At 36.8% G+C, this 23,838-nt stretch carries 26 protein-coding genes and 1 rRNA gene; 7 read left to right on the top strand and 20 right to left on the bottom strand.

Translation table 11 applies throughout. From position 1 onward, the window contains the following. Positions 1–313: 313 nt before the first annotated feature. The 5 genes from NYE52_RS04090 to NYE52_RS04070 form a co-directional block, all read right to left on the bottom strand. Positions 314–1,861: ribosomal RNA gene (locus NYE52_RS04090) — 16S ribosomal RNA — on the bottom strand. A gap of 290 nt (positions 1,862–2,151) precedes the next feature. Beyond that, the gene (locus NYE52_RS04085; protein WP_341191899.1) at positions 2,152–3,024 is read right to left on the bottom strand and encodes a nucleotidyltransferase-like protein; all 873 of its coding nucleotides are present in this window, start codon (positions 3,022–3,024) and stop codon (positions 2,152–2,154) included. A 278-nt stretch (positions 3,025–3,302) separates the two neighbouring features. After that, on the bottom strand, positions 3,303–3,755 hold the full coding sequence (gene perR, locus NYE52_RS04080) for a peroxide-responsive transcriptional repressor PerR (RefSeq protein WP_341195107.1): 453 nt from the start codon (positions 3,753–3,755) through the stop codon (positions 3,303–3,305). Positions 3,756–4,126: 371 nt separating this feature from the next. Continuing rightward, the gene (gene bcp / locus NYE52_RS04075; protein ID WP_341191898.1) at positions 4,127–4,597 is read right to left on the bottom strand and encodes a thioredoxin-dependent thiol peroxidase; all 471 of its coding nucleotides are present in this window, start codon (positions 4,595–4,597) and stop codon (positions 4,127–4,129) included. Positions 4,598–4,668: 71 nt separating this feature from the next. Beyond that, positions 4,669–5,076 carry an ion channel gene (locus NYE52_RS04070; protein ID WP_341191897.1) on the bottom strand — a complete coding sequence of 136 codons (408 nt, stop codon included), beginning with the start codon at positions 5,074–5,076 and terminating at the stop codon, positions 4,669–4,671. A 217-nt stretch (positions 5,077–5,293) separates the two neighbouring features. Between NYE52_RS04070 and NYE52_RS04065 the strand changes: the two genes are divergently transcribed. Both NYE52_RS04065 and NYE52_RS04060 read left to right on the top strand, forming a co-directional pair. Then, the gene (locus NYE52_RS04065; RefSeq protein ID WP_341191896.1) at positions 5,294–6,598 is read left to right on the top strand and encodes a glutamate-1-semialdehyde 2,1-aminomutase; all 1,305 of its coding nucleotides are present in this window, start codon (positions 5,294–5,296) and stop codon (positions 6,596–6,598) included. A gap of 378 nt (positions 6,599–6,976) precedes the next feature. Then, positions 6,977–8,062 (top strand): FUSC family protein, encoded by a 1,086-nt coding sequence (locus NYE52_RS04060; protein WP_341191895.1) that lies wholly within the window; start codon positions 6,977–6,979, stop codon positions 8,060–8,062. Positions 8,063–8,104: 42 nt separating this feature from the next. Here NYE52_RS04060 and NYE52_RS04055 read toward each other — a convergent pair whose 3' ends face one another. The 6 genes from NYE52_RS04055 to fabL form a co-directional block, all read right to left on the bottom strand. Further along, positions 8,105–9,853, bottom strand: a complete 1,749-nt coding sequence (locus NYE52_RS04055; RefSeq protein ID WP_341191894.1) for an ABC transporter ATP-binding protein — start codon at positions 9,851–9,853, stop codon at positions 8,105–8,107. Positions 9,854–9,999: 146 nt separating this feature from the next. Beyond that, a complete protein-coding gene (locus tag NYE52_RS04050) occupies positions 10,000–10,218 on the bottom strand; it encodes a hypothetical protein (protein WP_341191893.1) in 219 nt (72 codons plus the stop codon). A gap of 5 nt (positions 10,219–10,223) precedes the next feature. Further along, complete coding sequence (gene ntdP / locus NYE52_RS04045; protein WP_341191892.1) at positions 10,224–10,754, bottom strand: nucleoside tri-diphosphate phosphatase; 531 nt, start codon at positions 10,752–10,754, stop codon at positions 10,224–10,226. A gap of 185 nt (positions 10,755–10,939) precedes the next feature. Then, a complete protein-coding gene (locus NYE52_RS04040) occupies positions 10,940–11,203 on the bottom strand; it encodes a YgaB family protein (protein WP_341191891.1) in 264 nt (87 codons plus the stop codon). A gap of 233 nt (positions 11,204–11,436) precedes the next feature. Further along, entirely contained in the window at positions 11,437–11,619 is a 183-nt protein-coding gene (locus NYE52_RS04035; protein ID WP_341191890.1) for a gamma-type small acid-soluble spore protein, read from the bottom strand. Positions 11,620–11,762: 143 nt separating this feature from the next. Continuing rightward, entirely contained in the window at positions 11,763–12,506 is a 744-nt protein-coding gene (fabL, locus tag NYE52_RS04030; protein WP_341191889.1) for an enoyl-[acyl-carrier-protein] reductase FabL, read from the bottom strand. A 118-nt stretch (positions 12,507–12,624) separates the two neighbouring features. Between fabL and NYE52_RS04025 the strand changes: the two genes are divergently transcribed. Beyond that, positions 12,625–12,810, top strand: coding sequence for a hypothetical protein (locus tag NYE52_RS04025; RefSeq protein WP_341191888.1), 186 nt, complete (start codon positions 12,625–12,627; stop codon positions 12,808–12,810). Positions 12,811–12,860: 50 nt separating this feature from the next. On the opposite strand, the gene mutY is transcribed toward NYE52_RS04025, so the two are convergent. Next, positions 12,861–13,949, bottom strand: coding sequence for an A/G-specific adenine glycosylase (gene mutY / locus NYE52_RS04020; RefSeq protein ID WP_341195106.1), 1,089 nt, complete (start codon positions 13,947–13,949; stop codon positions 12,861–12,863). A gap of 440 nt (positions 13,950–14,389) precedes the next feature. Here mutY and NYE52_RS04015 point away from each other — a divergent pair, with 440 nt between their 5' ends. After that, positions 14,390–15,370 (top strand): metal-dependent hydrolase, encoded by a 981-nt coding sequence (locus NYE52_RS04015; protein WP_341191887.1) that lies wholly within the window; start codon positions 14,390–14,392, stop codon positions 15,368–15,370. 52 nt (positions 15,371–15,422) lie between these two features. Here the strand turns inward: NYE52_RS04015 and NYE52_RS04010 are convergent, their stop codons facing one another. Further along, entirely contained in the window at positions 15,423–15,692 is a 270-nt protein-coding gene (locus NYE52_RS04010) for a YfhJ family protein (RefSeq protein ID WP_312098406.1), read from the bottom strand. Between the two features lie 127 nt (positions 15,693–15,819). Between NYE52_RS04010 and NYE52_RS04005 the strand changes: the two genes are divergently transcribed. After that, positions 15,820–15,969 (top strand): small, acid-soluble spore protein K, encoded by a 150-nt coding sequence (locus NYE52_RS04005; protein WP_031540334.1) that lies wholly within the window; start codon positions 15,820–15,822, stop codon positions 15,967–15,969. 64 nt (positions 15,970–16,033) lie between these two features. On the opposite strand, the gene NYE52_RS04000 is transcribed toward NYE52_RS04005, so the two are convergent. Next, positions 16,034–16,354 (bottom strand): YfhH family protein, encoded by a 321-nt coding sequence (locus NYE52_RS04000; RefSeq protein ID WP_341191886.1) that lies wholly within the window; start codon positions 16,352–16,354, stop codon positions 16,034–16,036. A gap of 71 nt (positions 16,355–16,425) precedes the next feature. Beyond that, the gene (recX, locus tag NYE52_RS03995; protein ID WP_341191885.1) at positions 16,426–17,235 is read right to left on the bottom strand and encodes a recombination regulator RecX; all 810 of its coding nucleotides are present in this window, start codon (positions 17,233–17,235) and stop codon (positions 16,426–16,428) included. Between the two features lie 241 nt (positions 17,236–17,476). Between recX and NYE52_RS03990 the strand changes: the two genes are divergently transcribed. After that, positions 17,477–17,593, top strand: a complete 117-nt coding sequence (locus NYE52_RS03990; protein WP_341191884.1) for a YfhE family protein — start codon at positions 17,477–17,479, stop codon at positions 17,591–17,593. A gap of 307 nt (positions 17,594–17,900) precedes the next feature. Here NYE52_RS03990 and NYE52_RS03985 read toward each other — a convergent pair whose 3' ends face one another. Beyond that, positions 17,901–18,086 carry a hypothetical protein gene (locus NYE52_RS03985; protein WP_341191883.1) on the bottom strand — a complete coding sequence of 62 codons (186 nt, stop codon included), beginning with the start codon at positions 18,084–18,086 and terminating at the stop codon, positions 17,901–17,903. Between the two features lie 481 nt (positions 18,087–18,567). Beyond that, on the bottom strand, positions 18,568–19,644 hold the full coding sequence (locus NYE52_RS03980) for an ATP-grasp domain-containing protein (protein WP_341191882.1): 1,077 nt from the start codon (positions 19,642–19,644) through the stop codon (positions 18,568–18,570). 317 nt (positions 19,645–19,961) lie between these two features. On the opposite strand from NYE52_RS03980, the gene NYE52_RS03975 reads away from it, so the two are divergent. After that, positions 19,962–21,011, top strand: coding sequence for a lactonase family protein (locus NYE52_RS03975; protein WP_341191881.1), 1,050 nt, complete (start codon positions 19,962–19,964; stop codon positions 21,009–21,011). 58 nt (positions 21,012–21,069) lie between these two features. On the opposite strand, the gene NYE52_RS03970 is transcribed toward NYE52_RS03975, so the two are convergent. Genes NYE52_RS03970 through NYE52_RS03960 form a run of 3 tightly spaced genes read right to left on the bottom strand, consistent with a single transcriptional unit; the run spans position 21,070 to position 23,833 of the window. Next, on the bottom strand, positions 21,070–21,780 hold the full coding sequence (locus NYE52_RS03970) for an ABC transporter ATP-binding protein (RefSeq protein ID WP_445669088.1): 711 nt from the start codon (positions 21,778–21,780) through the stop codon (positions 21,070–21,072). Between the two features lie 13 nt (positions 21,781–21,793). Next, positions 21,794–22,570 carry an ABC transporter ATP-binding protein gene (locus NYE52_RS03965; RefSeq protein ID WP_341191880.1) on the bottom strand — a complete coding sequence of 259 codons (777 nt, stop codon included), beginning with the start codon at positions 22,568–22,570 and terminating at the stop codon, positions 21,794–21,796. A 30-nt stretch (positions 22,571–22,600) separates the two neighbouring features. After that, positions 22,601–23,833 (bottom strand): branched-chain amino acid ABC transporter permease, encoded by a 1,233-nt coding sequence (locus tag NYE52_RS03960; RefSeq protein WP_341191879.1) that lies wholly within the window; start codon positions 23,831–23,833, stop codon positions 22,601–22,603. Positions 23,834–23,838 lie beyond the last annotated feature (5 nt).

Genomic DNA, 23,838 nt, shown 5'->3' with positions numbered 1-23,838 from the left:
TTTTCAAAGAAGTAATTCTCTAAAATAGAGAATCTAAGATGGCGATTACTCGGTTTCTTTCTTGTTTTTACTATTCATAATCTAGTTTTCAAGGAACAATTTCGGCTAAAGATAAACTTCGCATCTCTTCGTCAGCTTCTTCGCTCTGCTCCTCACGTACGGTTGTACGTTCCGGTGCTCACTCAGGCGCTTCCTTGATCTACTCGTTTCTCTTTACCCTCAAACTTATTACTATTTTGAGGAATTGCTCCCTCAAAACTGAACAACAAATCGTCAACAATCTTTGATGGAATGTAAATTCCATTTTCCTTAGAAAGGAGGTGATCCAGCCGCACCTTCCGATACGGCTACCTTGTTACGACTTCACCCCAATCATCTATCCCACCTTAGGCGGCTGGCTCCTTACGGTTACCCCACCGACTTCGGGTGTTACAAACTCTCGTGGTGTGACGGGCGGTGTGTACAAGGCCCGGGAACGTATTCACCGCGGCATGCTGATCCGCGATTACTAGCGATTCCAGCTTCATGTAGGCGAGTTGCAGCCTACAATCCGAACTGAGAATGGTTTTATGGGATTTGCTCGACCTCGCGGTTTTGCTGCCCTTTGTACCATCCATTGTAGCACGTGTGTAGCCCAGGTCATAAGGGGCATGATGATTTGACGTCATCCCCACCTTCCTCCGGTTTGTCACCGGCAGTCACCTTAGAGTGCCCAACTTAATGCTGGCAACTAAGATCAAGGGTTGCGCTCGTTGCGGGACTTAACCCAACATCTCACGACACGAGCTGACGACAACCATGCACCACCTGTCACTCTGTCCCCCGAAGGGGAACGTCCTATCTCTAGGAGTGTCAGAGGATGTCAAGACCTGGTAAGGTTCTTCGCGTTGCTTCGAATTAAACCACATGCTCCACCGCTTGTGCGGGCCCCCGTCAATTCCTTTGAGTTTCAGCCTTGCGGCCGTACTCCCCAGGCGGAGTGCTTAATGCGTTTGCTGCAGCACTAAAGGGCGGAAACCCTCTAACACTTAGCACTCATCGTTTACGGCGTGGACTACCAGGGTATCTAATCCTGTTTGCTCCCCACGCTTTCGCGCCTCAGCGTCAGTTACAGACCAAAGAGTCGCCTTCGCCACTGGTGTTCCTCCACATCTCTACGCATTTCACCGCTACACGTGGAATTCCACTCTTCTCTTCTGCACTCAAGTCCCCCAGTTTCCAATGACCCTCCACGGTTGAGCCGTGGGCTTTCACATCAGACTTAAAGGACCGCCTGCGCGCGCTTTACGCCCAATAATTCCGGACAACGCTTGCCACCTACGTATTACCGCGGCTGCTGGCACGTAGTTAGCCGTGGCTTTCTGGTTAGGTACCGTCAAGGTACAAGCAGTTACTCTTGTACTTGTTCTTCCCTAACAACAGAGTTTTACGATCCGAAAACCTTCATCACTCACGCGGCGTTGCTCCGTCAGACTTTCGTCCATTGCGGAAGATTCCCTACTGCTGCCTCCCGTAGGAGTCTGGGCCGTGTCTCAGTCCCAGTGTGGCCGATCACCCTCTCAGGTCGGCTACGCATCGTTGCCTTGGTGAGCCGTTACCTCACCAACTAGCTAATGCGCCGCGGGCCCATCTGTAAGTGACAGCGTAAACCGTCTTTCAGCTTTTCCACATGAGTGGAAAAGGATTATCCGGTATTAGCTCCGGTTTCCCGAAGTTATCCCAGTCTTACAGGCAGGTTGCCCACGTGTTACTCACCCGTCCGCCGCTAACTTTAAAAGCAAGCTTTTAAAGTCCGCTCGACTTGCATGTATTAGGCACGCCGCCAGCGTTCGTCCTGAGCCAGGATCAAACTCTCCAATAAAGAGTTGATTAGCTCATTGCTAAACTCTAGCTTTTTGTTACTTGTTGTCATTCTATAACGTTAGTTATAAAACGAATATTGTTGACGTTTGTTCGTTCAGTTTTCAAAGAGCAATTTAGTTAGTCACTCAAGAAGCGACTTTCCTAATATAGCATCTATCAACATTCACTGTCAATAGTTTTTCAAAAAAACTTTTCCCGTCGTTTACTTCAACATTTCGTGTTGTTTCAGCGACGGATATAAATATAACATTATTCCAACATAATGGTCAATACTTTTTTAAAACTTTTTTAGTTTTTTTCTAAAACCTTATAATATCGATGATAAACGCCGGGACTTTTCGTTGAAACATTAACTACCTCTATTAAATGTTTATCGATCAAATATTCTAAAAGCATCCCAAGATCAACTGCATAAATAAGCAATTCTTCTTTTTCTAATAAATCATTAAATGTCCAAGCTTCCTTCTCTTTTAAAACATCAAGAATATAGCTTGTACTAGTTCTCATTCTGGAATGAATTAAGAATTCACTTGCTAAGAATAATAACTCAAGCCTTTTTTCAATCGGCTCATCACTATTTACTAGCTCTACATATAATTTATAGATTTCCGGCTCTATTTGTTTTACTTGGCTCCAAACAGTTACTTCTGGATGGAATCCATTTTCAATCACAGCTAAACGTGCTAAATGATGTAGGGAATGAACAATATCATTATAAGCGTCAAGATAATGCTTATTTTCAAAGAAAGCTTTCCCATCCATATATCGTTTAATAAGCTTAGCGAATTCTAACGCCATCTTTTGTTTTCTTTCGTTAACAGGAAATTCCTTTAACTCATTTTTGAGTTGATAGATATATTCGTTTCGATCAAAAACAACTCTTCCATTGTATATCCATTCAAATATTCTTTTATTATTCCCCAATAAAATCCAATTTCTTAATTGTTGTTCTGTGACAATATGTAAAGCTGCTTTCTTTTCCGCATAAGTATAGTGCTTTATAAAAACAGGCTGTTCTGCTTCTTTTACAATAATAAGCATCACAGTATCAAAAGTATCTGTCACGGTCATTTCATTTTGTTTTTTATCAATGATTAATACGCCCAATGTATTTGTCTGGCTAGCTCGTTCTTGATATATAGGACGAAGAATATCTTCCATCGTTATTCCTCCATCTCCATGAATAAATTTTATTCGTTTCGTATTATTTCGACATTTTCTATTAAATTCCTGCCCTATTTCCATGGCATACATGAAATCTTACTACAACTTGTTTAAAAATAGAATTACTTTTTTCTCGGTATTCATCCATCTATTATCCCAGCATAATGAATGAACCTTCTTAACAAAACAGAAAAAAGAGGTATCTTTTTAAGATTAACCTTCGCATATTTGTGCAAAAGCTAATCTTAAAAAGACGACCTCTTCTATTCCTTACATTAGTGCGCTTCTTTTTTAGCACAATCAGGACAAGTACCGTAAATTTCTAGACGGTGATGACTGATTTTAAATCCTGAAACATGGCTGGCAAATTGTTCTACCTCATCCAATCCTGGATAATGGAAATCAACTATTTTGCCACACTCTTTACAGATAATATGATAATGGTGTGAAGTAATGAAATCAAACCGACTGGAAGAATCTCCATATGTCAGTTCCTTTACTAAATTTACTTCGCGAAAAACTCTTAAATTATTATAAACAGTGGCTACACTCATATTTGGGAATTTACCTTCAAGTGCTTTATAAATTTCATCGGCAGTCGGATGTGACATTGAGCTTATTAAATATTCAAGTATCGCATGACGCTGCGGGGTAATGCGCACTCCTGTTTCCTTCAGCTTATCAAGAGCTTCCTGTAACTCATTATGCTCGTTATGTTCCACGGACATGCACCCCATTTCTAAAAGATATTCTTATTTTATAATGTTTATAAATAGTGTACTAATAATAGGAGGGTTTTGTCAATACAGTTACTGTAATAACGCCGTTTATAGACGAATAAACCGTTAAAACAACAATGATAATGATTATTTAACAATACCGACTATTAGGTAATAGTTAATGATGGAATGTTATTGATAATACACTTTCATTATATGCATGTAGCCTACTATTTTTCACCAGAAATTTTATCCATTTGCTGAAAAAAAGACCAACGAACGCTTCGCTGGCCACCGACATATATATGAGGAGGTATATGCTCACTATACAATATGCTTATCGCTTCTTAATGAGTGGACAAAAGTCCCTAGCATAAAAATTAGGCTTCGATTTTTTGTAATGCTTGCTTTATTTCCTCTACATGGCCTGCCACTTTGACTTTACGCCATTCTTTAGCAAGCTTGCCTTCTTTATCAATCAAAAAGGTGGATCTTTCAATCCCCATATACTCTTTTCCGAAATTCTTTTTTAACTTCCAGACATCAAAGCTTTCCGCTACTTCATGATTTTCATCGGATAGTAATGGAAATGGTAGCTCGTGCTTTTCGATAAACTTCTTGTGTCTTGAAATCGGATCTGGGCTGACACCTAGTACTACTGTATTAAGCCCTTCGAAATCACCATGGTTATCGCGGAAGTCACAAGCTTCTGTTGTACATCCAGGTGTCATATCTTTTGGATAAAAGTATAAGACAACATTCTTTCCCCGGTAATCAGACAGTTTTATTTTTTCTCCATTATCTGCTTCTAGTTCAAAATCTGGCACTGTTTCTCCTAATTGAATCGACATCGTATCCCGCCTTTTCTTTTAATATACCAAGCCTACCTAATTTGCTTGGATGAATCAAGAAAAGGAGATTGCTAATTATTCAAATCTAGTACTGCCCTTGCGACAAAGGCTGCTGGAATCGTATAGCCTATCAATGCCTCCACAAGAACTACCATTCTTCCAATGCCAATGGGCATTAAATCTCCAAAACCTACAGAGAATAATGTTACACCGCTAAAATAGATGCTAGTGTGTAAAGTATGAAAAAAATCATAGGTTAAAGAAGGAGTCTGTCCATCATTATAAACAGGAATTCCATTCATTTGGAATAACGTATAGATTAAGCCAAAGCCAATCATAATGGTGATGTAGACAAAAATTAAATACATAAAATTTTCAAAGGATACCCATTTTTCTTTTACGCGGTAAGGAACAAACAATGTTCTTAAGCTCATCGCAATAAAAAAAAGGATTAAAGCTAATAAGACATAAAAAAACATTCCCTTACCTCCTTACTTTCTTGCTGCATGGCATGAATACTCCATCATTAATATTTATGCTTGTCTAAGGTAATTATGCGTTTATCCATTTACACCTACCTGAGAACGTACGAAGTTACCTGTTGTTAAAAAGCTGTTTCCCTTTATCTTCTTTCAAAAAGTGCTAAAATGAGGGAAGGTATTCTATACAGAATGTTACGATTTATAGGAGGTTTATATGTTACATACCAATTCAGAACGATTACATGAAGAAGCTTTAGAGATTATTGTCGGAGGTGTCAACAGTCCTTCTCGCTCTTACAAAGCTGTTGGTGGCGGATCACCGATTGTGATGGAAAAAGGGCAAGGCGCTTACTTCTTTGATGTAGACGGAAATCAATATATCGATTATTTAGCTGCATACGGTCCAATTGTGACTGGACATGCTCATCCACATATTACAAAGGCGGTAACTCGAGCAGCTGAAACGGGGCTATTATTCGGAACACCAACTCCCCATGAAGTAAAATTTGCAAAAATGCTTCAGGAAGCAATTCCTTCTATGGAAAAAATCCGTTTTATGAACTCCGGAACAGAAGCCGTGATGACAACTATTCGTGTTGCTCGTGCTTACACTGGAAGAAACAAAGTAATTAAATTCGCTGGTTGCTACCATGGTCACTCTGATCCAATGCTAGTTGCAGCTGGTTCTGGTCCTTCTACCCTTGGTACTCCAGATTCTGCCGGTGTTCCCGCAGTAATTGCAGCAGACGTCATTACCGTTCCTTTCAATGATTTAGATGCTTATAAAGAGGCATTGGATAAATGGGGAGATCAAGTAGCTGCTGTTCTTGTGGAGCCAATCGTTGGTAACTTCGGTATCGTAGAACCAGTTGAGGGATTTTTACAAGGAATCAATGATCTAACACATGAAGCAGGCGCACTTGTTATTTATGACGAGGTAATCACTGCTTTCCGCTTTACTTACGGTGGAGCACAGGATTTATTAGGTGTTTATCCTGACTTAACTGCCTTAGGAAAAGTAATTGGTGGAGGACTACCAATTGGCGCTTACGGTGGTAAAAAAGAAATTATGGATCAAGTAGCACCAGTTGGACCAGCATACCAAGCAGGAACTCATGCTGGAAATCCAGCCTCCATCCAAGCTGGAATTGCCTGTCTAGAAGTATTAAAGCAAGAAGGGGTATACGATTACCTAGATAAATTAGGCGCATTATTGGAAAAAGGTATTTTAGAAGCAGCAGCCCAATACAATGTTCCAATCACAATTAACCGCCTAAAAGGAGCACTTACTGTCTTCTTTACAACCGAAAAAGTATACAACTACAAGCAAGCTGAAAGCACAGATAGCGAAATGTTCGGTCGCTTCTTCAAATTATTAGTAGAACAAGGAATTATGCTAGCACCATCCAAATACGAAGCATGGTTCATTACCATCGCACACACAGAAGAAGATATCGAAGCAACTCTACATGCAGTAGATCAGGCATTCGCTACATTAAAAGAAGAATATAAGTTTTAAATAGTAGGATGAGAAAAGGTTCAGAGGAATTCTGGACCTTTTTTTTATTTCCAGATGATTGGAGCGGAAAAGGTGAGACAGTCTGAGACCCCGAAGGCTCAGTCGAAGCGGCCCAGCGCTCGCCCTGATGAATCGTAAATCACCACCCCATTAGTACGTTTTACACCTCTAATATAGTTTAAATCCATTTCAAATATCTCAACAATATGTCCATTTTTTTAAAATCCATCGAAAATAGAAAAAATCAGGCATTCGTCTATTGAAGTTAGCATCTAATCACTGTATAGTACAATATTGTGTTTACTTTTCGCGTTTTTCGCAAAAAGTAAGGGGTATAAGAAAATATGTTATAAGATCAAATGAAAGGAACACCAATATATGACATTAGGAGCGCGCGTTCTGAAAACAGGAATCGCCATCGTTTTAGCTTTATTTCTAGCGCAACTATTAAATGCACCAACTCCTGTTTTCGCAGGGATTTCTGCCATTTTTGCCATACAGCCAACCGTCTATCGTTCTTATTTATCTATCATTGAACAAGTACAAGGGAATATCATCGGCGCCATCATTGCCGTCATCTTTGTATTGAGCTTTGGAAACAACGTCTTTATCATTGGACTTGCAGCAATCATTGTTATTACCATTAACTTGAAATTAAACTTAGAAAAGACGATCACTTTATCAGTAGTAACATTAATTGCCATTATGGAGTCACCTACAGATGATTTCATCACCTTTGCGGTTATTCGTTTCTCCACCGTAATGCTTGGAATTCTATCTGCATCAATCGTCAATCTAATTTTTCTACCACCTAAGTATGAAAATAAATTGTACAATCAAATTTCCGATATGAGCGAGGAAATAACAAAATGGATTCGCATGAACATTAGACATGCATCAGAACATGGCAACTTAAAAAACGATATCGATAAAATGAATGACCGATTAATGAAAATCGACCAGTTATATACACTGTACAAAGAAGAACGGAATTACTTTAAACGAACAACCTTATTAAAAACGAGAAAATTAGTTATTTATCGGCAAATGATTGCAACATTGAAAAAATCTTTTCAAACATTGAAAAAGATTCACCGATATGAAAATGAGTTATTGAGCTTACCTGAAAAATTACAAAATATCATTCAGCAGCAGCTCGATTGTCTGATTCACCATCACGAACATGTCATGCTTAAATTTATTGGGAAAGTAAAGCCAAATGTTGTTTTTGAAGAAGGCAGCATTTCCCTTGATCGAAACATGCTTTTCCAAGAATTAATGCATTACTATAAAGAATCAGAGCCTACTGTGCACGAAAATGAAGAAGAATTAAAGCAATATCATATGATGCAAATCGTCTCCGCTATCATTGAGTATGACGAGAACGTAGAGCATCTTGATACGTTGATTACATCTATTCAGGTTCATCATAACCATGAGGCAGAAGTAACGATAGAGGAATAAAAAAAGGGATTCAGAAACAATTTTCTGAATCCCTTTTTATTCTCAATTTCCCAATTGCTGTATTTGAAATAGATCATGATAATGACCTTGTAGTTTCATTAGCTCATCATGTGTGCCATCTTCCATGATTTTTCCGTGTTCGATTAAAATAATTCGATCAGCATGCGTAATCGTAGAAAGGCGATGGGCGACAATTAAGGTCGTTCTGTCTTTTGCAAGTTCTTCTAATGATTCTTGAATCGATTGTTCACTTTCTAAGTCTAGAGCAGAAGTTGCCTCGTCTAAAATTAAGATAGGTGGATTTTTCAAAAATACGCGAGCAATCGCTACTCTTTGTTTCTGGCCCCCACTTAATTTCACGCCTCTTTCTCCTACTTTCGTTTCGTACCCTTCTGGCAGCTGCATAATAAAATCATGGGCATTCGCAGCTTTTGCGGCGGCAATTACTTCCTCTTCCGTCGCATTCGGTCTTCCAATCATAATATTTTCTCTAATCGATTCACTAAAGAGAATATTTTCTTGAAGAACCATCCCAATTTGATCCCTTAAGGAACGAGCTTGTAAATCTCTTATATCTCTTCCATCTAATAGAATTCTTCCACCTGTCACATCATAGAATCTTGGAATAAGACTAATTAACGAGGATTTTCCGCCACCGCTCATCCCAACAAACGCGATTGTCTCTCCTTGCTTAATATGTAAGGAAACATTATCTAATACTTTCGGATCCTTTGTATCATAGGCAAAATCAACCGCTTCAAACGCAATGTCGCCTTTAACATTTGCACAAGGAATAGCATTTGGCTTATCCTGAATATCATATTTTTCATCAATTAAATCAAACACCCGATCCATGGATGCGATGGATTGCGTTAATGTCGTTGATGAATTCACTAATCTTCTTAACGGATTATACAATCTTTCAATATAGGCAAAAAACGCAATCATTGCTCCTAAAGATAAATCGCCATTTAATACTTGATAGCCTGAATAGGCAATGACAAACAATGGAGAAATATCGGTAATCGTATTAACAACCGCAAATGCTTTCGCATTCCACTTCGTATGATTGACCGCTTTTTCTAAGAAGGCATTATTATATTTTTGAAAATGTTTTTGTTCATGATCTTCCGTAGCAAAGCTCTTAATAACGGAAATTCCTTGCACTCGTTCATGTAAAAAGCTTTGAACTCCTGCTAGCGCCTGTGATCTTTCTCTTGTCAGTGTCCGTAAATTTCCAAAGAAATAGCTCACTGAAAAAGCATAGAAAGGCAATAAAATGATGGAAACGAACGTTAACTTAATATTCATGGTAAACATAATGCCAATTGTAATCAAAATCGTTACCGCATCTAACCATAAATTCATTAAGCCTGTTAAAATAAAATTCTTCGTTTGTTCGACATCATTTACGACCCGAGAAATCACTTCTCCTGCACGGGTGTTGGAATAATACTTTAAACTTAATTTTTGCAGATGCATAAATAGCTGGTCTCTAATATCATATAGAATTTTATTAGAAGTCCATTGTGCGAAATATTGACGATAATATTCAATCGGTGGTCTCACCACAATAAAGATAATCGTCATGATAATCATAATTGTCCATAAATTGCTCATTTTAGTCGCCTGTGCCAAGTCTGGGTTATTGATTATATCATCGATTACGTACTTTAATAGCAATGGTATTAATAGCGGGATGGCAAATTTAACAATGCCGATGAAAATTGTGCCAATGATTTGCCACCGATAAGGCTTTACAAAGGCCATATATCTTTTAATACTGTCCACATATACTCCCCTCTCTATGTTGCATTTGTTCTTTTTCCTTTTTTGGTGGGTGGAAAACTTGTTTGTCAGTCTTTTTGTAAAATTGCTCATTAAATTTGTAGCTTGTTTAAAATAAAAATAATGAACGGTCAGTTACCTTTTTTATCTTATCGAGGGCCGGATGGGCTTTGATAGCCTTTCTCTGTTACCTTTTTCTCGCTTGCATAGCTGGAACGGGCTTTGATTAATCGAAACTCATAATTCCTTTTTTCCATAAACTTCCTTAATCTCGTAAACCCTTCAACACAATGAATCATTTTATCACTATTCCTTGCTATTGCATAAGAAAAAAGCCTGCTGACATTCAACATGCTTTTTTCAGTCATCCTTATTAACTTCTGTACGTTAAGTATCTTTCATACCACAAATCAACAAAATCTGGTGCAAAGGGACCTTTTCTTTGTCTTATCCATTGTACTAATTGATTTACTTGCGACTTTAAAATGTGATCGATGACATCTGGATATTTCATTTCTTCGCGGTGACGTTCATATTCATCTTCATCTAATAAATTAAATGTCATATCCGGGAAAATTTTGATGTCCAAATCATAATCAATATATTTAAGTGCCTCTCCATCATATATAAACGGTGAGCTTAGGTTGCAATAATAATGAATGCCATCTTCTCTAAGCATGCCAATGACATTAAACCATTGTTGTGAATGAAAATAACAGATTGCAGGTTCACGAGTTACCCACGTTCTTCCATCTGATTCTGTAACAATTGTACGATCATTACCACCTATTATTAAGTTCTGCGTCCCTTTAAGTATCAGTGTTTCGTCCCAGATTCGATGGATGTGCCCATTATGTTTATAACTGTGAATTTGTATTGGTTCACCCTCGATAGGTACGCCCATTTTTATTTCTCCCCTACTTTCTATTTACGGACGCTTTGTAACCTGTTACATACTAAAGCGATTCATTATTTCATTAAAGGCAACAAAGTACGATTCCTCTTTTTTCTTATTATAACGGTTCTGTCGTAAATTTAAAACAAAAGAACCATTGAAATTACTCAATGGTTTAAAATATTCCATATTTTTTATGAGCTAGATGATAATTTCAGCTCATTTTCTTGATAGACTCGAATGACTTTTTCTGTTTGTATTTCAAAGATTTGCTGAATTTGTTTTAGCTCTTCTTTCATTTTGCCAATCTCTAATTGCACTTCTTTTAATTCGGTTTCTTTTTGCAGTATTTGTAATTGTGTTTCAATTTCTTCGCACCGTTCTAATTCTCCTTGTAAATATAGTAGTTTTTCCATAATTCGCATTTGCTCTCCAACTAAACCGTTAAATACTTCCATGAAAAAACACATCCTACTCTTCATTTTTAGGGTCTATTCCTTTTGCATCACTTAATTTCTCTTAAATCTTTCTTTTACTATTTCTTCGTATGTATGATTATTCCTTTGACTACTTCTGTAGACTAAGAAGAAGTTTTGTCGAACTTTTTTTATAAGGAGATTGTTTACCGGATATATAATGGCAAAAAAAAGCAAAGGGCACTCTCCCGTAAGTGAAGTGCCCTTTGTTTGCATTATTTGCTTGAGTTTTGAGATTTTTTAGCTTCTGCTTGTTGGTTGAATTTTTTTACTTCAGCAGCGTTTGTTTCGCTTGCAAATTCAGTACCAAATTGACCTTGGCCAGCAGATTGAGCATTTTGTTGTTTTACTTCTTGAATGTTAGTTCCAGATTGAGTAAGACCAGCTTTTTTTGCCATAACTATCACCTCCACGCATATTAATTTGTCCTAGACATCTCCGTTCTATCCAAAGTTTTTTATTACCAATAAAACCCATCACTCTTCCTTTCTAAAGCAAAAAAAAGGGAATCTCCCTTATTAGGAAAATCCCCCTTTTTCACTTATACTAATAATGAAATACCGCCATCCACAATAATAGTCTGTCCTCGAATCATGCTCGCATCATCACTTACTAAAAACATAACCGCATTCACAAGGTCTTCCATTTCCACCATTCTTCCAGCCGGTGTTTTATCAGCTGCCGCTTGAAGCAATTCTTCTCTATTTGGAAAATGCGTTAATGCTTCTGTATCAACAGCTCCACCAGAAACGGCATTTACCACGATATTTTTCGGAGCTAATTCTACTGCTAAATATCTAGTTAACGCTTCTACTGCTGCTTTACTAACTCCAACCGTTGTATAGTTTTCTAAGTAGCGAATTGCACCCAATGAACTGATGCTTACAATCTTGCCGCCTTTATCCATTAGTTTTGCCGCTTCTTGTGCACAGAATAATAAGGCTTTACTGTTAATATTCATCGTCCAATTCCAATGAGACTCTTCTAATTCCATAATTGGTCTTAATACACCAGATGCTGCATTATTAACGAAAACATCCAGACGCCCGAATTCTTCTTTCACTTCTGCGAACATCGCTTTAATTTTTTCTACATCCCCTACATTCGCTTTTACTAAAAGAACTTTTCTTCCTAGTGCCATAATTTCATCCGCTGTTTCTTGAGCTGCTTTTCTGCTTCTTGCATAGTTAATAACGATGTCATAGCCTTCTTTTGCTAATCGAAGCGCTGTTGCTTTTCCAATTCCTCTACTGCTACCTGTAATTAATGCTACTTTGTTTGTCATTCTTTTAATTCCTTTCCCATCCATTTACTTTTCATTTTACCTCTATTGATGCATAGTTCGCAATCAACATTAGCACAATAGGTATAGACAAGGGTTAAGTAAAGGAAGGTAGTAGATCATGTATGATGGTAGAGATATGACTGAATTAGCAATGATGGCTAAATCTGATTGGAAGGATAACGAGCTCGCCCACTTCCATCATTCCCTGCAGCAAATGACTCCCTATTTAAATAGTGAAGGAGTAAGTATTCACCGTGAAATAATCGAGGAGATTGAACATCGAGGCGGGTTAAAAAAATCCTAGCCGATTATGAATAGACTAGGATTTAAAAGAGAAGGGGGAACCGACTACGGTCACCCCTTGTTAACTTGTTCCGGTATAAACTTTAGCATTTTTTGATGAGACACGGGGAAAGGGAAAGGTTCAATTTCTTCCGAATTTACTCTTCTTAAATCTTCCTTTTCCTCTTTCAGCTCAATCAATTTTCCACTATACACATTGATGTTCCAAATTAAATGGGAGAAGACATGTTCAATTCTAGTAATCATTTCACCAACTTCAACCATTGCCTGATAGTCTTCTAAAAGCTTTTCTTCTAACTGCAATTTTTCACTTTTTAATACTTGAACGATTTCCATATTCGGAAATTCCCATAGATTCGCAAGTAATCCTGTGCTAGGTCGCTTATGAATTAGTGTTCTGCCATCCTCATCTGACAAAACGACTGCAGCAAGCTGAATTGTCTTTTGCTTCTTGCCTTTCGTTTTAATCGGAAGCTCCGTTACTGTCCCTTCCTCAAATGCATGGCAATGTTCTCTAACAGGACAAAGCAAACAAGACGGTGAAGTAGGTGTACAAATTAAGGCGCCTAGTTCCATCAGTGCTTGGTTAAAATAAGATGGATTCTCATGTGAGATAAGGACACGGACAGCTTCTTCAAACGTTTTTCTTGTTTTCGGTTTCGCAATATCTTCCCATATCGAAAGTATTCTCGATAGGACCCTCATAACATTTCCATCAACAGCAGGCTCTGGAACACCATAAGCAATGCTTAAAATCGCTCCCGCTGTATATGGACCGACTCCTTTTAAACCTGCAATTTCTTTCGGTGAATCTGGCACTTTACCATCATACTTTTCATGGACTTCTTTAACAGCAGCATGTAAATTTCGTGCCCTTGAGTAATAACCTAAGCCTTCCCAAGCCTTTAATACCTTCTCTTCCTCTGCCTCAGACAATGCTTCTATTGTTGGGAATTGGGAAATAAATCGGTTGAAATAAGGAATAACCGTATCAACCTTTGTCTGCTGAAGCATTATTTCAGAAACCCATACTTTATATGGATCCTTATCTTTTCTCCATGGAAGATCTCTTTGTTCTTCGCCGAACCAATTTAATAAATCCTCTCTAAATTGCTCTACATTCACTTGTTTTTTTATCATTTCTTGCCTTTCTGTCACTATAAACCTCCATATGTTAAAGATTAAATTTTTTTGGGAATAACAATGTATAAACTTCTTTTTATTCTATTGGACATGACATGCATCATAGGATGAAATGGGATAGAATGAAAGTATCACGAATCTTACTTGCGAAACAATATCTTCACCAATAGATTTAATGATATAGGAAAGTAAGTATAAATAAGTAAATTTGTCTCATTTTAAATAAGAGAACTTTTTTTATAAAAATTACGCGATTGTCCGATGTATCTCATCGATTTTTATTATTTAATAACATTATCCGCATTTTTTTGTCCTATGCATTTCTTTAGCTGATTGTAGTGTATCTTTTGTGAAGAGAAAAGAAAAGCATATTTTAATTGTAATTATGGTGTTTTCACCCAAATAATAATGGAGAAAAATCAGGGAGGTTTGGTATTTTGGATACAGGAACACATATCGTCATGGGGATTGCACTTGGTGGGTTAGCTACATTAGACCCCGTTGTAGCTTCCAGTCCAGTAACAGCTACAAGTGTTATGATTGCCACAATAGTCGGCTCTCAAATACCAGATATCGATACGGTTTTAAAATTAAGAAACAATGCCGTTTATATACGAAATCATCGGGGAGTAACACACTCCATTCCCGCGGTCATTTTATGGCCCATACTTCTTACAGCGGTCATTTATCCGTTTTTCTCAGAAGCAAATTTATTGCATCTATGGCTTTGGACCTTTTTAGCGGTCTTCCTACATGTTTTTGTAGATATTTTTAATGCTTATGGTACACAGGCCCTGCGCCCGTTTACAAACAAATGGGTTGCCTTAGGAATTATCAATACATTTGATCCAATTATTTTCTCCCTGCATATTGTAGCTATTTTATTTTGGGCATTTGGCACAAATCCAGGATATACCTTTTTAACACTGTTTATTGTTCTGATAGGTTATTATCTGCTTCGGATTTTCACACAGCTGCAGGTAAAAGCAAATGTGAAAAAGATGATTCCGGATGCGACGGAAATCATTTTATCACCAACAATGAGGTATAACCATTGGCGAATTGCTGTGATGACAGAGGATTCCTTCTACGTGGGTCGATCTCATCAGCATGAAATTGAAATTTACGATAAATTTCATCGCATTCCTGTTCCAAATACACCTGTTCTTGCAGCAGCACAAAAAGATAAGAATCTAGCTGCATTCCTATCCTTCTCTCCCGTTTTTCGCTGGGAGGTCTTGGAGCTGGAGGATCAATATCAGGTCCGCTTCATCGATTTACGTTATCGCAGTAATGGACATTATCCCTTTGTCGCTGTCGTTCATCTCGATTTAAACATAAATATCATTACCTCATACACAGGTTGGATTTTTAGTGAAGATAAGCTTAAGAAGAAACTCGATATATTAACGAATTAGCATAAGAAAGGTCGACTTTAACGTCAACCTTTCTACTGTTTATATGGATTTATTAATGCAATTTCTTTTTATCATCTGTAAGAAATTCTTTATATTTCGGATTTTCTGCCACAAATTCATGAAGCTTTTCCCCATAGTTTTCAATCCATTGACTGACAACTTTTTCGGTTACTTCTTCCCCTTGATATTTCCGACCAGCCTTTGCGTATGTTGCTTCAAAATCTTCCCATAATAATTCAACCCACGTTTGCGCTTGCCCTACCGAAATAAAAGAATTAAGCTCTAGTAGCCGTTCGACTAACTTTTTCTGTGCTTCATGCATCGTTGATTCCTTCTTTCTTTTTCTGTTTTTACTTATAGATTGCAGGTGGATAACAAATACTATCCGTAGTAATAAACAAATAAAAAAGTTTATTACCGTTTACTAGTTGATTCTAGGAGGTATAACGATGGGAAATGTAGATAATACAAATGATGTTAAGCTTGAAGGGGAACCGAGAGCTAAAGCGGAATTCGCTTCTAAAAGAGCAAATGGTACAATCAATACACATCCTCAAGAGAGAATGCATGCTTCCTCTCATCGCAGACCGAAAAAATAAGGAAGTAGCTTTTATTTCTGTTGGAAAGAGGGAGAGACCACCAATGGTCCCTCCACTCCTTTCTTCAATCCTTCTTTTTCAATAGCGCAATTGGAATGCCTTCTTCTTGGCTTCCTGCTATTTTTCGTTTTCCCCAGGCAAATACACCATTCATGTATTCAATTTGAAAAAGAACTCCTGGATCGCCTTCTATTTCATACACTTCATTTGCTTTAAAATCTTTTGGATTTAATAAATAGGATTTTGCGAGAACAGCTTTTCTTTCCAAAACAGCATATTCATTAACTATTCCAAGCTGTTCCGCTTTTTTCGCTTGATCATTTAAAGTGGATATTTCCATACGGAGTTCATGTTCTGTCATCATGCTATATCTTTTTGTCAGCATTTATATTCCCCCTCCACTACAAACTAGTGTAATAAAATTCATCTCATTCGGCAAAAATTTAGATTTTCCATTTACATTTCATTGTCGATTTCATCTAAATACTGTTCGATAAGGTCCATCGAGAATCCTTTCCGATATAAAAATTGTTTCATTTTTTGCTTGAATTCATAGCCAGTAGCTTTCGCGAATTTCCGTCTTGCCTTCTCTCCATGTATACGGATGGTATCTAATTCATCGCTATCCATTTCAAGAATCTCTGGCATCCTTTTAACTTCTTGAATGATAGCAGAGGTATATCCCTTTCTAACAAGCGTTTGTTCTAGCTTTTGCAATAGAATTTTTTGAGAATCCTTTTTCTTTTCTGCTAAAAATTTCACCGTAATTTTCCGGGCAGCCTGCAGTTGATCTTCATATGCAAACTCTTCCATTGCACGCTCGATTAAATCCATCTGAACTCCTTTTTCTTTCAGCTCTCTTTTAATCGCTTCAGGTCCTTTTGTCGTCGTATTCCGCTGTGTGCGAACATAGGAAAAAGCATAGTCCTCATCATCAATAAACTTCATTTCCTTTAATTTCGCCATTACTTCTGTTATAAATGAGACGTTTTCCATTTTGGAGGAGAGATGCTTTCTTACTTCCATGTCAGTCCTCTTCACTTTAGATAAATATCTAACTGCCATATGGTAGCCTTTTCTTATTTCATCCGTATATTGGATTTCATTTAATAAGAGTGAGTCTAACACCATCCCTTTTCGCAATTGGTACTTAATTAATACCGTTTCATCTACACTAAAGGCATAAACATCTTTGCCTTGCTTCATTGTAAATATATTATAACGATCGTTTAATTCCTTTTGTCTTGTAATTTTACTAATAATCATCCTATCACCACATCATAAACTATTTTAAGCTTCTTCCACTCCAGGCTAAAAATAACATTTCCCTAATTAATTGCTATTACTTTCTATTTTAAATGTAGCATAGAAAAAGATGAATGGCAGTACTTTTGCCTGTGGTTTCTTTCCTTTCACTAATTAATATTCCCATACTTAAAGTGAATCTATTTTACTTCACTAGGAAAGAATAAAAAAGACACTTGCAATTGGAAAGGAATGAAGATAAATGGATGGAAAGAAAAAACAAAAGACAAAACAAACACTATCTAGTATGCAAGCAGTAACCTATCAACATGAATTTAAGATGGCGGATCGTGCTGCTAGTAGAAAAGATACGAAATAATACGAATATTTATAATTAGGGGAGAGTTTATGTTCAATCATTCTCTCCCCACTTTTCATGTTAACCCTTACATTTCTGTGGATAAACAAACCTGAAAACTGTTGATAATGTGGATAAACCTGTGGAACACTTTACTTTCAGCGTTTATCTTGTGAGTAAATAAGTTAATAACCCTTCGTTTTTTCCACAACTAATTTTTTGATTATTTTCAGAAAATACAACAAAATAGGCCTCCCCACTTTCATGGCAAAGACCTATCTAAAAAAAGGATAATAATGGAAAAGATAACATAAAAATGGATTCCTTTTTATATAATTTCTTTTTTGCTTCTACTTTCTTCTAATAAAGTTGTTTTATTATAGTAGAAAATGTACTTTTGAAAATATAGATTTCTCTCTAACCCCCCTCTTGCTCTATTTGATTTTTGTGAATATTTATTTGCTAGCCTTTTACTATTTCTGATTTTCATTTTTAGTAAAACAGTTTTCATCATAATCCCCCCACCACTAATTAATTCTTAATAACGAACGAATAATTAAAAAATAAATGGATTTATCTCTATAATTCTTCTCCTTATTATCATTCGTTATTAAGAACGATATGATATAAAAACCCCTTTATGTCTTTAAATATAAGGCAGAAAAGTTCTTTATGTCAATATATTTTTGTTTTTTATAAAGAACAATTTCATGAAAGCGTTTAATACTACTGCTGCCACCTCTTTGTTTGTCCTTTTTCTACAAGTAAGTTCTTTTACCATTTAGCATGGACTAAAATAACATTCTATAGCTCCACTTCTAATAGAAAATAACCTTTCTATCATCTGAAAAGGATTATTTCCTTTTTTATTTATTAAATGCCACCCTAAGTATTCCGACTATAATATGACTAATAAAATCTTGGCTGTCTTTTGGTTACCACCATAAAAAAGAAAAGAAGCTTGATTTATTCAAACTTCTTTTCTTAGCACATCCCTATGAAAGAAACGCTCTTTCCTGCGAAATCTTTTCGGTAATATCCTTTAATATTACTTCTTTTTCCAGATAGCTTGATTTAATTCCAAAGTGTGGCTCAATATGTTCTATCGCTTTATTGCCCATTAACAACAGCTTAACTGCTCGATATGGCATATTAATTCCAGCAAGGCAGCTATAATGTAGCCCTCCAGACATTCTTGGATTAATCTCTAATAATTTGGGCTTGCCCTCTTTATATTTAACTTGAATATTATAAACAAATGGAATCTTTAATACTTGATTTATTTTTTCCGCTAATGTGATTAATTCTTGATTCTGTTCTAATTCCCTTACTCTTCCTTTTCCCTTTTTCCTAGGAATTGCAGCCATTAACTCTCCATCATATGCTAAGCAATCAATACTATATTCCGGTCCATCCAAGTATTCCAACACCATTAAGGGGGGAAACTCTGATTGCTGTTTTAATGTCTCGAATGCGTGATCAAATGTGATTTTATGGGAAATACCATTATAAAATAGTTCCTCGATGGTAGCTAAGCGATCTTGTATGATTCGAAAACCATTTCCCCCCTCCCCAATTACAGGCTTAAAGCATACCGTATGCCCTTTCTCCTTTAAATGGTAATAAGCTTCTTTAAATGCTTCTGCATTTGTTACGATAAAGTAATCAGGGATAGTAACATATTCCTTTAAGAGAGAATGCCTTTCTATTAATTGATAGGTAGCTTCTTTATCATCAAGATCTTCCATCAAACGAGCATCTGGGCAAACAAGTACCTGAACGCCTAATTCATTAAACTCTTTTAAGTGCTTGGCAATAAGGACGTTTTCTTTCCGTGGAACAAATATATCAATCGAATGTTTACGGCAAAATGCTAAACAAAATTGAAGATAATCCTCTCCAGTAACAATTGGTTCTTTAAATGCAGCATCACAATAGCTTAAATAAAGGGCATTTTCATTGTTAGAAGTTCCGTATACTTCAAATTCAATCCCATCTGAATTATAGCGAATCATATCAATAAAGTGCGCAACTGTTGTGAACCATTGGTTAAACCAAATTCTTTTTTTCATTTCTCTATCCTTTCAGCTATAGAATGATTTCCATTTTTTAGCTCTCTGAAATTTTTATTATGTATAAACTACCTTCTTTTTATTCCTATTGTTAAACAAAAATTCGACAAGCACGGACAAATCCCTGCACCTTGCAGCATTATTCGCTGAAAATTCCATTTTTTCATTCTGTTTCAAGTCTGCAACTAAAGGGAAAATAGAAAAAAATAATACTTTTATTTGTATAGACAGATTCTAATTTGCACTATTCTATTAGGCTCATGCTATAATTAATAAATAGTATTAATTTTGTAAAAATGTTAAAAGGAGATCTGTTTATGACAAAATTCACTGGCTACATTGGCACATATACAAAGAAAACTAGTAAAGGTATCTATTCATTCGTACTAGATACAGATGAGAAAAAAATTACAGATGTTTCTCTTGCGGCTGAAATTGAAAACCCTACCTATTTAACAATTACGAACGATAATCAACAGTTATTTGCAGTTGGCAAAGAAGGTTCTACAGGTGGAGTTTCTGCTTATTCTATTAGCAATGATGGAAGTCTTTCTCTAATTAACAGCGCATATTCTGAGGGAGCATCCCCTTGCCATGTAAGTGTAGATGCCGATAAAACCATCGTTCTTTCTGCAAATTATCACAAAGGGACTGCCGAATCCTATCCATTAAATTCAGCAGATGGATCATTAGGCAATGTTGCTTCTATTATCGAGCATTCTGGTACAGGCCCAAATACTGCACGCCAGGAAAAACCGCATATGCATTTCGCTGGTTTTACTCCAAATGATCAATATGCAGTCTCTATTGATTTAGGTACAGACCGCGTAGATACTTACAAGCTAGTTGATAGTAAGCTAGAGGAAGTTAGCAGCTTATCTGTTAAACCTGGAAGTGGTCCAAGACATATTGCCTTCCATCCTAATGGAAAATTTGCTTATGTTATGACAGAATTAAGCAATGAAGTAATTGCTTTATCTTTTAACTCTGAAACAGGTGCATTTGAAGAATTACAGTACATCTCGACTCTACCAATTGATTTCACAGAAAATAGCCAAGGAAGCGCGATTCATCTTTCTTCTGACGGAAATTTTGTTTATGCAGGTAACCGCGGACATAATTCCATTTCTCTTTTCCAAGTTAATAGTGAAACGGGTCAATTAACATTTATCGAAAGAACTTCTACAGAAGGAAACTGGCCAAGAGATTTTATTTTAGATCCAACCGAACAATTCCTTCTTGCATCAAATGAACAATCAGATACACTTACATTATTTGAGAGAGATACCGTTACTGGAAAACTGACTTTATTGCAATCAGAAATAGAGGCACCAGAACCAGTTTGTGTTAAGTTTTTAAATAATTAATTTATGGAGAAAGAGGAGATGGCAAGTAGCCATCTCCTTCTTTCGTTTCTTACGGTTTTTAAGCTAAATATGCTTCCTGTACTTGTTTATTCGTAATAAGCTCTTCTCCCGTTCCTTCTAGCACAATTTCTCCCGTTTGGATAACATACCCTCTACTTGCAATTTGCAAGGCTTGAAAAGCATTTTGTTCTACTAATAAAATGGTCATTCCTTGCTTATTAAGCTCTTTTATAATTTCAAAGATTTGCTCTACGATAATAGGAGCAAGCCCCATTGATGGTTCATCTAGCATAAGCACCTCTGGCTGCATCATAAGGGCGCGCCCAATGGCCAGCATTTGCTGCTCTCCTCCACTCATCGTTCCGCCTTTTTGTTCGACTCTTTCTTTTAGTCTAGGAAAATATTCAAATACTTTTTCCATTCTTGTTTCGATTAATTGTTTGTCCTTTACAGCAAACGCTCCAATTAATAGATTCTCTCGTACTGATAGTTTTGGAAAAATTCTTCTTCCCTCTGGCACCTGTGAAATTCCCAAAACAGCAGTTTTGTGTGCAGCTAAATTAGCAATATCCTTTCCATTATAAAGAATGCTGCCCTTTTTGATCGGAACCTGCCCACTAATTGATTTAAGGGTAGTGGACTTTCCAGCACCATTACTTCCTATTAGTGTAACAATCTCTCCTTTATCCACATGTAAGCTAATTCCTTTTAAAGCTTGAATTCCGCCGTACCAAGCTTCAATTCCTGTTAATTCTAGTATCTTTTCCACGCTGCTCCCCCCTTTAAGCAAGTGATACCGCTCCTTTTCCTAAATATGCTTCAATTACTTTAGGATTGGAACGAATCTCTTCAGGACCACCTTCTGCAATTTTCTCTCCATGATCTAATACGATGATATGATTGGAAATTTCCATTACTAGTTTCATATCATGTTCAATTAAAATAATTGTTAAATCATATTTTTTACACATATCTTGAATTAAATTTGTTAATAGACTCGTTTCTTTCGGGTTCATACCAGCAGCAGGCTCATCTAATAATAAAACGCTAGGCTTTGTTGCTAAAGCGCGGGCAATTTCTAGTCTTCGTTGTGCCCCATAGGACAAATTCCCAGCTGCTTCATTTAATAGATCAGCAAGCCCAACATATTCTAATATCCGATATGCCTCTTTCATTGCATCCTCTTCTTCATGTCTAGCCTTTGGCAATTGAAGCAGTGTTCCAATCAAGCTTCCTCTTATATGGTTATGCATACCAACCATAACATTTTCCAATACTGTAATATCACTGAAAAGGCGGATATTCTGAAATGTTCTAGATATCCCTTTCCTTGCCACTGCATGAGGCTTAAATCCAGCAATCGACTTTCCTTCTAGCAAGATTTCTCCTGACGAAGGTTTATACACACCTGTAATCATATTAAAAAAAGTAGTTTTCCCAGCACCATTCGGGCCAATTACAGCTGTTATTGAATTCTTTTCGACAGCCATATCAATATTGGCATTCGCTACAAGACCGCCAAATGTTTTTGTTAATCCCTTCACCTCGAGTATATTCACTTGATGCCCCTCCTTAAGCAATTTAGTAGATTACTGTTTTTCTGCTATGCTCTCTTTTAATTTCTTTTCATTAAACTTCTTATTTTTAGCAGGTATCAATCCTTGAGGTCGATATAAGGTCATAATAATTAAAAGTGCACCGAAGATGAATCTTTGCATTTTTGCTGGAGACAAGGCATCTGGAATAGTTGTTACTTGGCTTAACCAACCAGTTAATTCTGTTAACACCTGTAAATTCAAAATCGTAACAACTGCAGCACCTAAAATAACGCCAGGTACACTTCCCATTCCTCCTAAAATTACCATAACGAGAATGGTCGTCGATTCTAAATAAGTGAAGCTCGTTGGATCAACAAACATCTGCTTAGCAGCAAAGACAACTCCCATCATTCCGGAAAAAGAAGCTCCAATAGCAAATGCCGTTAACTTGGTTTTTACAAGAGGAATTCCCATTGCTTGTGCAGCAATCTCGTTTTCTCTTACCGCTTTCCAAGATCTCCCTAATTTCGTATGCTCCATTCTAGTAACCGCATAAATAACAATAATGAACATAACTAGTACAATATAATAGAATTGATTTGGCTGGGATAAGGTGATTCCAAATAATTCTGGCTGCTGGATGCTAGGAAGCCCCATCGCACCATTCGTTATGTTTACTGGTTTATCTAAATTATTAAACACAATTCGGATTATTTCCCCAAACCCTAAGGTTACAATGGCTAAATAATCTCCTTTTACCCTTAAAACCGGGATTCCTAATAATACGCCAAATAAAGCAGCTACAAATAGCCCGATTATGATAAAAAACCAAAAGCTATTTCCAGACAAAGGATAGGTACCAAAAGGCATGAAATTATTCGCCTGCGCAGTAGCAAAAATACCATATGTATATGCTCCTACTGCAAAGAAGGCAACAAATCCTAAATCAAGCAATCCTGCAAGACCGACAACGATATTTAGCCCAAGAGCCATGCATACATATATCCCTACCATTGTTGCTACTTCCATATAAGCCTGATAGGAAGGTCCTTGACTTGCTGAAACTGGTAACACAATTACTAAGATAAGTAAGGCTATTCCCCACTTCATTTTATTTCCCAGATTCATATAATAAAGAAGTAGAAGAGATAATAGTAGCAGCAAAAACGCAATGACTGATTTTTGCGAAAAGGCCAAGGCTGCTGTCGTAACCAATACATAGGCAAAGAAAAGAATGATTTGCGCAACCTTATTTGTTTGGATTGTTTTAATCATGTTAGTCATCTTTT

Source organism: Niallia sp. FSL W8-0635 (genome assembly GCF_038007965.1).
Taxonomy (GTDB): domain Bacteria; phylum Bacillota; class Bacilli; order Bacillales; family Cytobacillaceae; genus Niallia.
The sequence above is the reverse complement of the archived record's forward strand: the minus strand, read 5'-3'. Positions and strand labels throughout refer to the sequence as shown.

Bases quoted from the DNA above. Each gene is read 5' to 3' on its own strand.
- NYE52_RS04050 (WP_341191893.1), bottom strand. From the start codon at position 10,218: ATGACTGAAAAAAGCATGTTGAATGTCAGCAGGCTTTTTTCTTATGCA.
- bcp (WP_341191898.1), bottom strand. From the start codon at position 4,597: ATGTCGATTCAATTAGGAGAAACAGTGCCAGATTTTGAACTAGAAGCA.
- NYE52_RS04065 (WP_341191896.1), top strand. From the start codon at position 5,294: ATGTTACATACCAATTCAGAACGATTACATGAAGAAGCTTTAGAGATT.
- NYE52_RS04070 (WP_341191897.1), bottom strand. From the start codon at position 5,076: ATGTTTTTTTATGTCTTATTAGCTTTAATCCTTTTTTTTATTGCGATG.
- NYE52_RS03975 (WP_341191881.1), top strand. From the start codon at position 19,962: ATGACAAAATTCACTGGCTACATTGGCACATATACAAAGAAAACTAGT.
- fabL (WP_341191889.1), bottom strand. From the start codon at position 12,506: ATGACAAACAAAGTAGCATTAATTACAGGTAGCAGTAGAGGAATTGGA.
- NYE52_RS04040 (WP_341191891.1), bottom strand. From the start codon at position 11,203: ATGGAAGTATTTAACGGTTTAGTTGGAGAGCAAATGCGAATTATGGAA.
- NYE52_RS03985 (WP_341191883.1), bottom strand. From the start codon at position 18,086: ATGATGAAAACTGTTTTACTAAAAATGAAAATCAGAAATAGTAAAAGG.
- NYE52_RS04000 (WP_341191886.1), bottom strand. From the start codon at position 16,354: ATGCTGACAAAAAGATATAGCATGATGACAGAACATGAACTCCGTATG.
- NYE52_RS04060 (WP_341191895.1), top strand. From the start codon at position 6,977: ATGACATTAGGAGCGCGCGTTCTGAAAACAGGAATCGCCATCGTTTTA.
- NYE52_RS03980 (WP_341191882.1), bottom strand. From the start codon at position 19,644: ATGAAAAAAAGAATTTGGTTTAACCAATGGTTCACAACAGTTGCGCAC.
- NYE52_RS03960 (WP_341191879.1), bottom strand. From the start codon at position 23,833: ATGACTAACATGATTAAAACAATCCAAACAAATAAGGTTGCGCAAATC.
- NYE52_RS04005 (WP_031540334.1), top strand. From the start codon at position 15,820: ATGGGAAATGTAGATAATACAAATGATGTTAAGCTTGAAGGGGAACCG.
- NYE52_RS04085 (WP_341191899.1), bottom strand. From the start codon at position 3,024: ATGGAAGATATTCTTCGTCCTATATATCAAGAACGAGCTAGCCAGACA.
- ntdP (WP_341191892.1), bottom strand. From the start codon at position 10,754: ATGGGCGTACCTATCGAGGGTGAACCAATACAAATTCACAGTTATAAA.
- recX (WP_341191885.1), bottom strand. From the start codon at position 17,235: ATGATTATTAGTAAAATTACAAGACAAAAGGAATTAAACGATCGTTAT.
- NYE52_RS04010 (WP_312098406.1), bottom strand. From the start codon at position 15,692: ATGCATGAAGCACAGAAAAAGTTAGTCGAACGGCTACTAGAGCTTAAT.
- NYE52_RS04025 (WP_341191888.1), top strand. From the start codon at position 12,625: ATGTATGATGGTAGAGATATGACTGAATTAGCAATGATGGCTAAATCT.
- NYE52_RS04035 (WP_341191890.1), bottom strand. From the start codon at position 11,619: ATGGCAAAAAAAGCTGGTCTTACTCAATCTGGAACTAACATTCAAGAA.
- NYE52_RS03990 (WP_341191884.1), top strand. From the start codon at position 17,477: ATGGATGGAAAGAAAAAACAAAAGACAAAACAAACACTATCTAGTATG.
- mutY (WP_341195106.1), bottom strand. From the start codon at position 13,949: ATGATAAAAAAACAAGTGAATGTAGAGCAATTTAGAGAGGATTTATTA.
- perR (WP_341195107.1), bottom strand. From the start codon at position 3,755: ATGTCCGTGGAACATAACGAGCATAATGAGTTACAGGAAGCTCTTGAT.